Annotated in this window: 12 protein-coding genes and 1 tRNA gene; 9 read left to right on the top strand and 4 right to left on the bottom strand. The window is 66.7% G+C overall.

The genetic code is table 11. The features are described 5' to 3' along the window. Window positions 1-21: 21 nt before the first annotated feature. Window positions 22-108: transfer RNA gene (locus LU699_RS14730), tRNA-Leu, on the top strand. 179 nt (window positions 109-287) lie between these two features. Here the strand turns inward: LU699_RS14730 and LU699_RS14725 are convergent. Continuing rightward, window positions 288-500 (bottom strand): hypothetical protein, encoded by a 213-nt coding sequence (locus LU699_RS14725; protein WP_232136135.1) that lies wholly within the window; start codon window positions 498-500, stop codon window positions 288-290. A gap of 266 nt (window positions 501-766) precedes the next feature. Between LU699_RS14725 and parC the strand changes: the two genes are divergently transcribed. Together parC and LU699_RS14715 are read left to right on the top strand one after the other, a co-directional pair. Next, the gene (gene parC, locus LU699_RS14720) at window positions 767-3010 is read left to right on the top strand and encodes a DNA topoisomerase IV subunit A (RefSeq protein WP_232149928.1); all 2244 of its coding nucleotides are present in this window, start codon (window positions 767-769) and stop codon (window positions 3008-3010) included. Window positions 3011-3095: 85 nt separating this feature from the next. Continuing rightward, entirely contained in the window at window positions 3096-3755 is a 660-nt protein-coding gene (locus LU699_RS14715; protein ID WP_232136137.1) for a thiopurine S-methyltransferase, read from the top strand. 264 nt (window positions 3756-4019) lie between these two features. Here LU699_RS14715 and bfr read toward each other — a convergent pair whose 3' ends face one another. Beyond that, complete coding sequence (gene bfr / locus LU699_RS14710) at window positions 4020-4517, bottom strand: bacterioferritin (RefSeq protein WP_232136138.1); 498 nt, start codon at window positions 4515-4517, stop codon at window positions 4020-4022. A 190-nt stretch (window positions 4518-4707) separates the two neighbouring features. On the opposite strand from bfr, the gene LU699_RS14705 reads away from it, so the two are divergent. The 5 genes from LU699_RS14705 (at window position 4708) to LU699_RS18345 (ending at window position 10011) form a co-directional block, all read left to right on the top strand. Continuing rightward, window positions 4708-6066, top strand: a complete 1359-nt coding sequence (locus LU699_RS14705) for an Hsp70 family protein (protein WP_232136139.1) — start codon at window positions 4708-4710, stop codon at window positions 6064-6066. Between the two features lie 88 nt (window positions 6067-6154). Next, window positions 6155-8734 (top strand): penicillin acylase family protein, encoded by a 2580-nt coding sequence (locus LU699_RS14700; RefSeq protein ID WP_232149925.1) that lies wholly within the window; start codon window positions 6155-6157, stop codon window positions 8732-8734. A gap of 47 nt (window positions 8735-8781) precedes the next feature. After that, complete coding sequence (locus LU699_RS14695; protein WP_232136141.1) at window positions 8782-9108, top strand: DUF6966 domain-containing protein; 327 nt, start codon at window positions 8782-8784, stop codon at window positions 9106-9108. A 52-nt stretch (window positions 9109-9160) separates the two neighbouring features. Continuing rightward, window positions 9161-9373, top strand: a complete 213-nt coding sequence (locus tag LU699_RS14690; RefSeq protein ID WP_232580222.1) for a hypothetical protein — start codon at window positions 9161-9163, stop codon at window positions 9371-9373. A 506-nt stretch (window positions 9374-9879) separates the two neighbouring features. Next, window positions 9880-10011 carry a hypothetical protein gene (locus tag LU699_RS18345; protein WP_269781280.1) on the top strand — a complete coding sequence of 44 codons (132 nt, stop codon included), beginning with the start codon at window positions 9880-9882 and terminating at the stop codon, window positions 10009-10011. Between the two features lie 174 nt (window positions 10012-10185). Here LU699_RS18345 and fabV read toward each other — a convergent pair whose 3' ends face one another. After that, entirely contained in the window at window positions 10186-11397 is a 1212-nt protein-coding gene (gene fabV / locus LU699_RS14685; protein ID WP_232136860.1) for an enoyl-ACP reductase FabV, read from the bottom strand. A 205-nt stretch (window positions 11398-11602) separates the two neighbouring features. Between fabV and LU699_RS14680 the strand changes: the two genes are divergently transcribed. Continuing rightward, entirely contained in the window at window positions 11603-12151 is a 549-nt protein-coding gene (locus tag LU699_RS14680) for a cytochrome b (RefSeq protein ID WP_232136861.1), read from the top strand. Window positions 12152-12249: 98 nt separating this feature from the next. Here LU699_RS14680 and asnB read toward each other — a convergent pair whose 3' ends face one another. Continuing rightward, complete coding sequence (gene asnB / locus LU699_RS14675; protein WP_232136862.1) at window positions 12250-13959, bottom strand: asparagine synthase B; 1710 nt, start codon at window positions 13957-13959, stop codon at window positions 12250-12252. Window positions 13960-14133 lie beyond the last annotated feature (174 nt).

Raw genomic sequence — 14133 nt, 5'->3', positions numbered from 1 at the left:
CCAGAATTGTCGACCTGACCTGCCCGGGTGGCGGAATTGGTAGACGCACTAGCTTCAGGTGCTAGCGGGGGCAACTCCGTGGAGGTTCGAGTCCTCTCCCGGGCACCAGGGTCATCACAGCCTTACCAGCCGTGAACATCAAACCCGCAATCGCGGGTTTTTTTGTGCCCGTCGTTTGCTGCGTCAACTGACGGACTGTCGCTCCGCCGCGCCGGCATCACCCGGTTTTCTGCGCAACGGCGCGTCCGAACTGGGCACGCTAGAGGCGCAGCGCAGCGACTGCCGCATCAGTCGCGCTTGCGGTTGCCGGGATTGTCAGGCGTGCCCTCGCCGCTGCGCCGTGTCGGGTTGCCTTCGAGCGCACCCGGCATCGATTCCGGATCGTTGCGCTGGTCCTGGTCTCGCTTCTCGGACGATTCGCCAGGCGTTTTCGGGCCATCCGGCGTCCGCTTTTCTTCCAGCGGGCCGCGCGTGGTGTCGGTGGTGTGTGCCTGGGTCATCGTCATCGCTCCGCGGGTGATGGCGACAGTGTGCGCAGCCGATGCGCGGTCGCATGTGATGCCACGTGGGCAGCCGTTACACCGCTGGGCCGAGCGGAACGGTCGCTCCACCGTGGCAATTGCAGCGCCCGAAGATCCCACGCTCGACGGCCGCGAGGAGGATCCGGGTGCGCCGCGACCGCATTGCGCCAGTCGCGCAGGCCGGCAACGCAGCACCTGCGACCACCACCCGCTAAAATCCAGGTTCCACCGTAGATGCTGTCCCGATGACCGAGTCCGTCCGCACCCCCTTCCATGGCTTCGAGCAGCTGCCGCTGCGCGAGTTCGCCGAGCGCGCCTACCTCGACTACTCGATGTACGTGGTCCTCGACCGCGCGCTGCCGTTCATCGGCGACGGCCTCAAGCCGGTGCAGCGCCGCATCATCTACGCGATGAGCGAGCTGGGCCTGGGCGCGGCGGCGAAGCCGAAGAAGTCCGCGCGCACCGTCGGCGACGTGATCGGCAAATACCATCCCCATGGCGACAGCGCGTGCTACGAGGCGCTGGTGCTGATGGCGCAGCCGTTCTCGTACCGCTATCCGTTGATCGACGGCCAGGGCAACTTCGGTTCCAGCGACGATCCGAAATCCTTCGCGGCGATGCGTTACACCGAATCGAAGATGACGCCGATCGCGGAGATGCTGCTGGCCGAACTCGGCCACGGCACCGTCGACTGGACCGACAACTTCGACGGCACGATGCAGGAGCCGACGTGGCTGCCGGCGCGCCTGCCGCACCTGCTGCTCAATGGCACCACCGGCATCGCGGTCGGCATGGCCACCGACGTGCCGCCGCACAACGTCAATGAGATCGTCAGCGCTTGCCTGCGCCTGCTCGACGATCCCGACGCGACCGTGCGCGACCTGTGCGAACACGTGCGCGGTCCGGACTATCCGACCAGCGCCGAGATCATTACGCCGTCCGCCGATCTGTTGCACATGTACGAAACCGGCCACGGCAGCGTGCGCGCGCGTGCGACCTTCGAGAAAGAACACACCAACATCGTCATCACCGCACTGCCGCACCAGGTCAGTCCGAGCAAGGTGATCGAACAGATCGCAGCCCAGATGCGCGCCAAGAAGCTGCCGTGGCTGGAAGACATCCGCGACGAGTCCGACCATGCCAATCCGGTGCGCGTGGTGCTGATTCCGCGCTCCAACCGCGTCGACGCCGAGCAGCTGATGGGCCATCTGTTCGCCACCACCGATCTCGAGAAGAGCTACCGCGTCAATCTCAACGTCATCGGGCTCGACGGGCGTCCGCAGGTCAAGAACCTGAAGATGCTGCTGTCGGAGTGGCTGCAGTTCCGCACCACCACCGTGACACGCCGCCTGACCCATCGTCTGGAGAAGGTCGAGCGTCGCCTGCACCTGCTCGATGGACTGCTGGTCGCGTTCCTGAATCTCGACGAGGTGATCCACATCATCCGTACCGAGGACGAGCCGCGTGCCGTGCTGCAGGCGCGGTTCGAACTCAGCGACGACCAGGTCGACTACATCCTCGAAACGCGCCTGCGCCAGCTCGCGCGCCTGGAAGAGATGAAGATCCGCGGCGAACAGGCCGAGCTGGAAAGCGAGCGCGATCGCCTGATCACCACGCTCGAGAGCAAGACCAAGCTGAAGAAGCTGATCAAGGACGAATTGCAGGCCGATGCGAAGAAGTACGGCGATGCGCGTCGTTCGCCACTGGTCGCACGCGGCGCCGCGCAGGCGCTCGACGAGAGCGATCTGGTGCCGAGCGAGCCGGTGACGATCGTCGTCAGCGAGAAGGGCTGGGTGCGCGCGGCCAAGGGCCACGACGTGGATCCGGCCGGCATGAACTATCGCGACGGCGACAGCCTGCTCGCGTTCGCGCGCGGCCGCACGACGCAGCAGGTCGCGTTCCTCGATTCGACTGGCCGCAGCTATTCCACTGTCGCGCATTCGTTGCCATCGGCGCGCGGCAACGGCGAACCGCTGACCGGCCGCTTCTCGCCGGCTGCGGGCGCGTCGTTCCAGGCGGTCGTGGCCGGTGAATCGGACGCGCGCTTCGTCGTTGCGTCTTCGCATGGCTACGGCTTCGTGACCCGCTTCGAGAACCTCACCGGCCGGCAGAAGGCGGGCAAGGCGATGCTGTCGTTGTCGCCGGGTTCGACGGTGCTGCAACCGGCCGCGGTGCGCGCTGTCGATGCCGACCGTCTGGTCGTGGTGACCAGCGCCGGTCATCTTCTGGTGTTCCCGGTCGCCGAGCTGCCGGAACTCGACAAGGGCAAAGGCAACAAGATCATCGAGATTCCGAAGGCCAAGCGCGGCACCGAACAGGTGGTCGCGCTCGCCGTCGTCGCGCCGGGGAGTTCGCTGTTGGTGCGCTCGGGTGCACGCACGATGACGCTGTCGTTCAAGGAACTCGACGCCTACATCGGCGCGCGCGCATCGCGTGGTGGCCTGCTGCCGCGCGGCTGGCAGAAGGTCGAAGGGCTCGACGTCGAATGACGCCGGCACGGGTGCGTCGCGGCGATCCAACGCCGCGCGCACCTGATCGTCGCGATAACGAAACTGTTCGAATCCTGGAGCCGTCATGCACCCCGAGTTCTGGCACGAACGCTGGTCCCACGATCTCATCGGTTTCCACCGCGACGCCCCGCTGCCGCTGCTGTTGAAACACTGGCCCGCGCTCGATCTTGCACCGGATACCCGCGTCTTCGTACCGCTGTGCGGCAAATCGCTCGACATGGTCTGGCTGGCCGAACACGGCCATCGCGTGCTCGGTGTCGAACTGTCGGAAATGGCGGTGCGCCAGTTCTTCGAAGAGCGCGACCTGCTGCCGGCGATCCGTGAAACAGCTGCGGGCCGCCACTTTGTTGCCGGTGCATACGAACTGATCGTCGGCGATGCGTTCGCGCTGGACGCCGACGTGCTCGCGGACTGCGCCGCTGTCTACGACCGTGCGGCGCTGATCGCACTGCCGCCCGAGCTGCGCCGCACGTACGCGGCCACGGCATGGCATCGGTTGCCGGCGGCATCCCGCGGGCTGCTGGTCACGCTGGAGTATCCGCAGGCGGAGAAAGCGGGGCCGCCATTTTCGGTCGCGGCGGCCGAGGTGCACGCGTTGTTGGATCGCGACTGGCGGGTCGATGCAGTGGAGCGGCGCGACATTCTTGCGGACGAGCCGGGATTCGTGGCGGATGGGGTTACTGCGTTGTCGACGGCCGTGTATCGGGTGGTGCGTCGGGGGTGATGCGGGTTTGGGGCGGCGCGCGGTTCGAGGTTTTTCTTCGGCGGCAGCCCTCACCCCAACCCCTCTCCCGGAGGGAGAGGGGCTCGAATCCCGCGAGCGTCTGCCTTAAAGCCCCTCCCCTCTGGGAAAGGGGTTGGGGTGAGGGCAAACGCCTCATTCGAATCGGATGGAGCAGCGGCGTCTCACCCGCCAGAAACAAGAACGCCCACAACAAGCGCAGGCGTTTCCAGACTCACGACAACGCGGCGAACCCGCCGCGCTTCCTCACCCCACGCCGGCGTGCGTGCCTTCCGCTTCGCCCATGCGGCTCTGCTGGTAGCGCTCCAGGCCGATCATGCCGATCAGGCGCAGCTGCTTCTCCAGCCAGTAGGTGTGATCTTCCTCGGTGTCGGCGAGCTGGGTCACCAGCACTTCGCGACTGACGAAGTCGTTGTGCTGCTCGCACAACACGATGCCCTTAGCGAGGTTGTCGCGCACGAGGTATTCGAGGTCGAGATCCTTGCGCAGCATTTCCTCGACGGTGACGCCCGGCTCGAACGCGTCGGGACGCATATCCGGCACGCCTTCCAGGAACAGGATGCGCTTGAGCAGCGCGTCGGCGTGCTGGGTTTCCTCTTCCATCTCATGATTGATGCGCGCGTAGAGCTGGTGCAGGCCCAGGTCCTCGTAGCGGCGCGAATGCAGGAAGTACTGGTCGCGCGCCGCCAGCTCGCCGCGGAGCAGGAACTTCAGGTAATCGACGACTTCGGGATGTCCTTTCATGGCAGCGCTCGCAACACGTGGAATGCGCGCAGTATGCCGGGCCGCCGCGAAGCATGATCGGATGGGAATGGATGCATTTCGCATTCTCAAGCGCGTCGCGCCGGCGTTGAGGAGACCGCACAGGCCGTTGCAAGCGGCGTGACGCGCATCGGCGTAGACTCCCGCGCCTTCCGCCTGTCGCACCCCCAAAATGAAGATCGGCATCGACTTCGGTACCAGCTATTCCGCCGCCGCTGCGCGCATCGGCGACCGGCTGGTGCACATCCAGTTCGACGGACAGCCGCAGTTCCGCACCGCGGTGTTCTTCCCGACTACCCTGCCCGATCTCGATGCGTTCGAGCTCGACGGGGCGATGGAGGCCGAGGTGGAATCGTTGATGCGCGGCTTGCGCAGCGACCAGACCCGCGCCGGCGGCACGCCTCGTCCGTCCGCGCAGCTGCGCCGCGACGCGATCCGCATCGTGCGGCGCCAATGGCTGGAGGCGCGCATGCGCGATGCGGAGTCCTCGGCCGCCGATCTGCAGCACGCGGTGTTCGGCGAGGCGGCGATCGAGAGCTACCTGCTCGAAGGCAGCGGCAATCTGGTGCAGTCGCCGAAGTCGATGCTCGGCTTCAACCTGCATCCGCGCGCCAAGGAAACGATCACCGGCATCGCCGCGCACATCCTCGAACACATCCGCCTGACCGCGAGCCAGCAGCTCGGCACCACGGTGCGCACGGCGACGCTGGGGCGGCCGGTGCGTTTTCGCAGTTCGCTCGGCGAGGCCGGCGGCGAACAGGCGCTGGCGTTGCTGCGCGACGCCGCGGCCCAGGCCGGCTTCGATTCGATCGAGTTCCTCGAAGAGCCCGCGGCGGCCGCGTTGCACTATCACGCCGAAAGTCCGCAGCGGCACACGACTCTAGTTGTCGACATCGGCGGCGGCACGACCGACATCGCGCTGGCGGAAGTGGGCGGCGACGGCGCGCCGCGCGTGCACCGCGCCTGGGGCGTCGCCAACGGCGGCACCGACGTCGACCTCGCGCTGAGCATGGCCCAGGTCATGCCGGTGTTCGGCAAGGGCGCGAGCCGCATTCCGGTGCATCATTTTGTCGAAGCGGCGACGGTGCAGGACATGCCGCGGCAGCGCGATTTCCACAAGCGCGACTTCGGCCATGTGGATGCGCCGTTCGGCGCGCGCCTGCAGGCCCTGCAGCGCGACGGCGGCACCACGCGCCTGTACCGCGGTGTCGAGGGCATGAAGGTGCGCCTGAGCGCACACGACGAGGCCGGCCACGCGCTGGACTACATCGAACCGGGCCTGCGCGTGGACGCGACGCGTGCTGCGTTGGAGACCGCCAGCGCACGCTTTCTCGACACCATCGGCGCCTTGCTCGACGACGTGCGCGGAGATCTCGACGCGCCGCCGGACAGCCTGTTCCTGACCGGCGGCATGTCCGGCGCGCCTTACGTGCAGGCGGCCGCGCAGGCGCGTTTCCCGGATGCGCGCATCGTGCGCGGCGATCCGTCGCTGGGCGTGGTGTCCGGCCTGGCCGAGCACGCGCGCAACTGAGCGACTAGGGCCGGCTCACGCGCCGGCCCGCAACATGCGCGTGGAATAATCGGACCGCGCCGCACCTGCCGCGGCCGGGGAATCGTGCATGCGCAAATGGATCCTGCGGGCGGTGCTCGCGCTCGTCGTGCTGTTGGTCGCGGCCGCTGTGTTTGCCTGGCTGTCGATGCGCGCAAGCCTGCCGACACTCGACGGCGACCAGTCGCTAATCGGACTCACCGCGCCTGCGACCATCGAACGCGACGCCGCCGGCGTGGTCACGATCACCGCTGCCAGCGAGACCGACGCGATGCGCGCGCTCGGTTTCGTGCACGCGCAGGAACGCTACTTCGAGATGGATCTGATGCGGCGCGTGCCGTCGGGCGAACTCTCGGCGCTGTTCGGCGAACGCGCGCTCGAGACCGATCGTCGCAATCGCGTGCATCGCATGCGCGCGCGGGTAGAAGCCGATCTCGCCGCAGTCGCCGGTGATCGTATGCCGCAGCTGCAGGCGTATGCAGACGGCGCGAACTCTGGGCTCGCGTCGCTGGGCGTACGACCGTGGGCCTATCTGCTGCTGCGACAAACGCCGCAACCGTGGGCGCCGGCGGATTCCGCGCTGACCGGCTTCGCGATGTACTTCGATCTGCAGGACGCGACCAACGCGAGTGAGCTGGCGATGCACCGCTTGCGGCCTGCGTTGCCGCCGGAACTGTTCGATCTGTTCGCGCATGACGGCAGCCGTTGGGATGCGCCGCTGTTCGGCGCTGCACGTGGCGATGCGGTACTGCCGGGCGCGGGTGTTGTGGATCTGCGGTTGCTGGATGTGGTGGAGGGCGATGGCGCGCTTCGGGAACGTTCGCCGTTCGCATCCGTCGAGTCTTCGCAGGCCGGGGCCTCACACCCGGCATCTCGGCTGGCCCTCACTCCACCGTTTGTTTCACAAACGGTCCCCCTCTCTCCCACGTTGCGGGAGAGTGGCGTTGGTGCGCCGCCTGCGGCGGCGGACCTCAGGGCTGGCAGCAACAACTTCGCCGTCTCCGGTGCCTTGACGGCCGACGGTCGCGCCCTCATTGCCGACGACATGCACCTGGGTCTACGCGCGCCCAACATCTGGTTCCGCGCGCGCCTTCGCTATCCCGACCCACGTGCGCCGGGCGGACAGGTCGACGTCACCGGTTTCACCCTGCCCGGCCTGCCGGCGATCATCGTCGGCAGCAACACCCTCGTCGCTTGGGGGTTCACCAACAGCTACGGCGATTACCTCGACTGGCAGCGCGTGGTGCCCTGCAACGACGGCGCGCCTGCGGGCTGCACGCCGCTGAGGCGACATGAAGAGCGCATCGAGGTCGCCGGCGGCGCGCCCGTCACGCTGGTCGTCGAAGACAGCGACTGGGGCCCGCTGGTCCACCGCGAAGACGACGGCAGCGCGCTCGCCTTGCGCTGGACCGCGCATCAGCCCGGCGCATTGAATTTCGGCCTGGCCGACTTCGCCCACGCGCGCGATCTCGACGATGCGCTGGCCATCGCCGACCGCACCGCGACACCGACCCAGAATCTCGTGATCGGCGATCGCAACGGCCGCATCGCCTGGCGTCTGCTCGGCCCGGTTCCGGTGCGCGCCGCCGGCTGCGACGGCCGTACCGTTTCCGTGCCGCTGACGGCCGATGCCGCGACCGACGGGAACCGCTGCGCGCCGTGGTCCATCACGACCGGCGCCTCGCCGCTGCTGCGCTCGCCCGATACCGATCGGCTGTGGACCGCGAACAGCCGCGTCGTCGATGGCACGGATTTCGCACGCATCGGTGATGGCGGCGCCGCACTCGGCATGCGCGCCTGGCAGATCCGCGAAGGCCTGCAAGCGCGCACGCAGTTCGCCGAACGTGACCTGCTGGCGATCCAGCTCGACGATCGCGCATTGCTGCTGTCGCGCTGGCACGCGTTGCTAGACTCGATCGCGAACGAAGCGGGCGAAGACATCGCGCTGCGCGCCCTGGCCGATGCTTCGCGCGACTGGAGCGGTCATGCAAGCGTTGATTCTGTCGGCTATCGCCTGGTCCGCGCCTGGCGCCTCGCCGTGCACGAACGTCTCGCAGACGGCCTCGCCGCACCCGCGCGCGCCGCGCTGGGCGACGCCTTCGAAACGCCGGATCCGCCGAACTTCGAAGGCGTGGTCTGGCCGCTGGTCGGACAGCGTCCCGCGCATCTGCTGCCGCGCCGCTTCGCCTGCACACCGGACACGCAGCGCGGCGTCTGCACACCGGCCGACAACGGCTGGCAGGCACTGTTCGAAGACGCGGCCCGCGACGCGCGCGACAGCGTGGCCGGTGATGGCCCGCTCGCCGGACGCACTTGGGGCGAGCGCAACACCACCGCGATCTGCCACCCGCTCGCGTCGGCGATTCCGCTACTCGGCAAGCGCGCGCTGTGCATGCCGGCCGAGCCGCTGCCCGGCGACGGCACCGTGCCGCGCGTCCAAGGCCCGGCCTTCGGCGCCTCGCAGCGCATGGTCGTCGCACCCGGACACGAGGCCGACGGCATCACCCACATGCCCGGCGGCCAGAGCGGACATCCACTCTCGCCGTACTGGGGCGCCGGCCATGGTGACTGGGCGCAGGGTCGTCCCTCGCCGTTCCTGCCGCAGACGACGGTGCATACGTTGCGGCTCGTGCCCGAGGCTTCCCGCTGACACAGCTCACTGTCGCATCCGATCTTTCAATCTGAACCAGACTCTTCATGCCCGACCGCCGCGCGCAACTCGACACACTGCGGATCCACCTTGGTGCGCTCGTCGCGATGCTGCGACTTGACTGGGACTGCACGTGGACGCGCCACTTCGAGTCGTGCCTGTCCCGCGCCGAATTACTCGCGAAGGACGCCCCGGATCAGGACGCACTCAACGCGCTGTCCGGTGCGGTAATGCATGTCTTCGGCGGCATGGGCAGCTTCAACGACTACGCGCCGTGGCGGAACGGACAGGTCATTCGTGGCATGGAGGGGCTGGATGCGGCCAGTGGGGCTGTGTATGACGCCGCTCTTGAGTTGCGGCGTATCGACGCCTGAGATGTCGCGCCAGTTGGTGCAGCTTTCCACCGGATACGAGTGATCGCTGGCGGTGCGTAGCTCCAGCTTTGTCTTTGTCTTTGTCTTTGTCTTTGTCTTTGTCTTTGTCTTTGTCTTTGTCTTTGTCTTTGTCTTTGTCTTTGTCTTTGTCTTTGTCTTTGTCTTTGTCTTTGTCTTTGTCTTTGGCGCTGGCGCTGGCGCTGGCGCTGGCGCTGGCTCTGGCTCTGGCTCTGGCTTTGGCTTTGGCTTTCAGCCTTTGACTTGAATCGAGCCGTAGAGCGAGCCGAGCATCGCAGGGCGGCGGGGTCGAAGAGCAGCCCATGTCTGAGCGCAGCGAGTTTGGGCTGCGTGCCCCGACGTCCGAGAAGCGCAGGGGACCGTCGCGGCTGCATCGCGGCGGATCGCGTCTGGCGAAGGGACCTTTTGGTTCCTTTTGGGTCCATCCAAAAGGGACTCGCACGCGCAGCGGGCGAAAGCCCTGCACTTGCTTTTCGCTTCTCAGTCGTGGCGCTGGATTTCGATGCGCCGCCTGACGAAGTGCTCGCAAGGCGAAGATCAAGTACAGGGCTTCCGCGCTGTCGCGCGGCTTACTTTTGTCTTGGCAAAAGTAAGCAAAACCGTCTTCGCCGGACGCGAGCCGATGCGATGAAGCTGCATCGGTCCCCTCCGCTCCTCGCCTGACGCGGCACGCAGCCCAAACTCGCTGCGCTCAGACATGGGCTGCTCTCCGGCCACGCCAGGCTCCGGTGCTCGGCTCTCTTTACGGCTCGATTGAAGATCAAAAGCCAAGGCCAAGCCAAAGCCAAAGCCAAAGCCAAAGCCAAAGCCAAAGCCAAAGCCAAAGCCAAAGCCAAAGCCAAAGCCAAAGCCAAAGCCAAAGCCAAAGCCAAAGCCAAAAGCTAAAAGCTAAAAGCTAAAAGCTAAAGCCAAAAGCTAAAGCAACAAATCCCAGAACATACACCCCGGCAACAGCACATCAAACGGATTACCAACACACACCCTGCGTCACCACGATGGCGCAGCCCCATCAGAAAAAAACCCCGCATAAGCGGGGCTTTTCCAAGCGTGCAGACGCGATCAGTCGCGCAATTCGATCACATCGAACTCCGCCACCGGATTCACTTCCGCGTCGTAATCCACATCACTGCGCTCGAAACCGAACAGTTTGAGGAACTCGTGCTTGTACCCGGCGTAGTCGGTCAGCGCGAACAGGTTCTCGCTGGTGATCTGCGGCCACAGCGCCTTGCACTGCGCCTGCACGTCGTCGCGCAGTTCCCAGTCGTCGAGGCGCAGGCGCGCTTCGTCGTCGACTTCGGCCGGTGCGCCGTCGGCGCGGTACATGCGTTCGCGGAACAGGCGGTCGAGCTGGTCGAGCGTGCCCTCGTGCAGGCCCTTTTCCTTCATCACCTTGAAAGCGATGGCGATGTACAGCGGCAGCACCGGAATCGCGGCGCTGGCCTGGGTGACGACCGACTTGAGCACGGCGACGTTCGCACTGCCGCCGGTTTCGGCGAGCTGCGCATCGATGCGACGCGCGGTCGCGTCGAGGTCGGCCTTGGCCTTGCCCAGCGCGCCGTGCCAGTAGATCGGCCAGGTGATCTCGGTGCCGATGTAGCTGAAGGCCACGGTCTTCGCGCCGTCGGCCAGCACACCGGCTTCGCGCAGCGCGTCGATCCACAGCTGCCAGTCTTCGCCGCCCATCACGGTCACGGTGTCGGCGATCTCCTGCTCGGTCGCGGGCTCGATCGACGCTTCGATGATCTGGTCCTTGTTGGTGTCGATCGCGGTCGAGGTGTAGGCCTCGCCGATCGGCTTGAGCGCCGAGCGCTTCACTTCACCGGTACCGGGCAGCTTGCGCACCGGCGAGGCCAGCGAATAGACGACCAGATCGACCTGGCCGCCCATCTCGTTCCTGATCAGGTCGATCGCCTGCGCGCGCGCGGCGTCGGAGAACGCATCGCCGTTGATCGAGCGGCTGTAGAGACCAGCCTCCTTGGCGTAGCGATCGAACGCGGCCGAGTTGTACCAGCCGGCCGTGCCGGCCTTCTTGTCGGTGCCGGGCTTTTCAAAGAACACACCGAGCGTGTCGGCGCCGAAGCCGAACGCCGCGCTGATGCGTGCCGCCAGGCCGTAGCCGCTGGACGCGCCGATCACCAGCACCTTTTTCGGACCGTCGTCGCGAACGCCGCGCGCGCGCGTGGCGGCGATCTGGTCGCGCACGTTGTGGTCGCAGCCGGTCGGATGCGTGGTGGTGCAGATGAAGCCGCGGACCTTGGGATGGATGATCACTGTGCTGCTCGTGTGTCTGGAAACGTGACACCCAGTTTACGGGCTGGGGTCGCCGCGGTCCCGTACGGGGGTCAATGGTGGATCGGACCGGTCGCAGTTTCGAATCTACTCTGTCCTTCATCCGCGCGAACGAACGCACACGCGCGATTGACAGCACGCGGGCGCGCGGCTGAACTGTGCGTCGGATCTCCGCCTTGGATGCACCATGTCGTCTCGCTGGACCGACTCACCGCTGCGCTACGGCCTGGTCACGCGGGTGCTGCATTGGGGCATGGGCGCGTTGTTCGCGTGGCAGTTCACCGGCATGGGCGTGAAGCTCCTGCTCGGTCGCCATCCACTGACCGCCCTTCTCGTCGGCAGCCACAAGCCGGTCGGCACGCTATTGATGCTGGCAATCCTGCTGCGCGGCGCCTGGGGCCTGTCGCAATGGCGCAAGCGCCCGCCGCATCCGGCGACGCTGGTCGGTCGTCTCGCGCTCGCGGGGCATGCACTGCTCTACGCCCTGATGTTCTACGTGCCAACCGTCGCGCTGCTGCGGGAATACGGCAGCGGCCGCGGTTTCGCACCGTGGGGGATTCCACTGTTTCCCGCGACCGGCGAGAAGTTGGAGTGGCTGATGGCGCCGGCGAACCTGTCGCACGGCGTCATCGCCTGGACCCTGCTGGCCGTCGTCGCCGGCCACGTCGCGATGGTCGCGCTGCATCACTTCTTCTGGCGCGATAAAACGCTGGCGCGGATGGCGGGAAAGCTTTAAAGCCGGCGGCTGCAAACTGCTCGCACGATAAAGCTGCGGGCCTGCTGATCGTTCGCCCCCTCCCAACCCTCCCCCGCACGCGAGGGAGGGCTCAAGACTCAGGCTGCCACCGCCGCGTTGTGCACGCCGGCGACCGCGCGTCCCGATGGATCGGCCGCATTCGCGAACGCGGCGTCCCAGGCGATCGCAGCAGGCGACGAACAGGCGATCGACTTGCCGCCCGGCACGGTGGCCGCTGCAGCCGGCGACGGGAACACGCGCTCGAACACGCTGCGGTAGAAGTACGCCTCCTTCGTCAGCGGCGGGTTGTGCGGGAAGCGGCTCGCCGCAGCCGCGAGTTCGCGATCGCTGACCTGCGCCTCGGCATGCGCCTTGAGCCCGTCGATCCAGCCGTAACCGACGCCGTCGCTGAACTGCTCCTTCTGCCGCCACAGAATTTCGTCCGGCAGATGGCCGTCGAACGCGGCGCGCAGCACGCCCTTCTCCATGCGCTGATAGCCGTCGCTGCCGCGGTGGATCATCTTGTGCGCGGCGTCGAAACGCATCGCCACGTCGAGGAACTCGCGATCGAGGAACGGCACGCGCGGCTCCACGCCCCAGGCCATCATCGATTTGTTCGCGCGCAGGCAGTCGTAGTTGTGCAGCGCGTCGAGCTTGCGCACCAGCTCCTCGTGGAACTGCCGCGCGTCGGGTGCCTTGTGGAAGTAGAGATAGCCGCCGAAGATTTCGTCACTGCCCTCGCCCGACAGCACCATCTTCACGCCCATCGCCTTGATCCGGCGCGCGAGCAGGAACATCGGCGTCGACGCGCGGATCGTGGTCACGTCGAAGGTTTCGACGTGGCGGATCACATCGGGGATCGCATCGAGGCCTTCCTCGAACGTGTACTCGTATCCGTGATGCACGGTGCCCAGCGACTCCGCGGCGATTGCGGCAGCCGCAAGATCGGGCGACCCCTTGAGGCCGATCGCGAACGAATGCAGACGCGGCCACCAGGCTTCGCTGCGGTCGCCGTCCTCGACGCGATGCCGCGCATAGCGCGCCGCGACCGCGGCGACCAGCGAGGAATCCAGACCACCCGACAGCAGCACGCCATAGGGCACGTCGGTCATCAGCTGGCGGTGCACGGCGGCCTCGAAGGCCTCGCGTACGTCGTCGAGCGACACGTCCACGCCTTCCACCGCATCGAAGTCGCGCCAGGGCCGCTTGTAGTACTGCGTGAGCACGCCGGTCGCGCTGTCGTACCAGTGCCCGGGCGGGAACTGCGCGACATCGGCGCAGGTATCGGCCAGCGCCTTCATCTCGGATGCGACGCGCAGGCGGCCTTCCCGGTCATGGCCCCAGTACAGCGGCACCACGCCGATCGGATCGCGGGCGATGATCGCGCGGCCGCTGTCGCGGTCCCATAGCGCGAACGCGAAGATGCCGTTGAGTCGCTCGAGAAACGCAGACGGGCCGGTGCCGTCGGCTTCGTGCTCGCGGTAGAGCGCGCTGACCACTTCACAGTCCGACGCGGTCTGGAACGCGTACGGCACGCGCAGCTCGGTCTTCAGCGTCTGGTGGTTGTAGATCTCGCCGTTGACCGCGAGCACCAGCGCGCCATCCTCGGACAGCAGCGGCTGCGAGCCGCCCGCTGGATCAACGATCGCGAGACGTTCGTGCACGAGAATCGCGCGGTCGTCGACGTGCACGCCGCTCCAGTCCGGGCCGCGGTGGCGCTGGCGCTGCGAACACTCGAGCGCCTGCCGGCGCAGAACGGTTGCGTCGTCGCCGGGTTGCAGGCCGAAGATGCCGAAGATCGAACACATGGTGAAGCTCCTGGGATGTCGTGGATTGCGATGTCGGTGGAGCCGGATGCGGACACAAAAAAACCCGCATCGCGGCCGATGCGGGTTCGTGTTCCGGTGCCTGCGCGTCTTGCTTTACTGCTGCGCCTGCTCCCACACCCGCATCGGCCGCGCACGATTATTCGTGCGCAGTGC

The organism is Luteimonas fraxinea, from assembly GCF_021233355.1.
Taxonomy (GTDB): Bacteria; Pseudomonadota; Gammaproteobacteria; order Xanthomonadales; family Xanthomonadaceae; genus Luteimonas; species Luteimonas fraxinea.
Note: the sequence above shows the minus strand (reverse complement) of the source record. Positions and strands in the feature narration are given on the sequence as shown.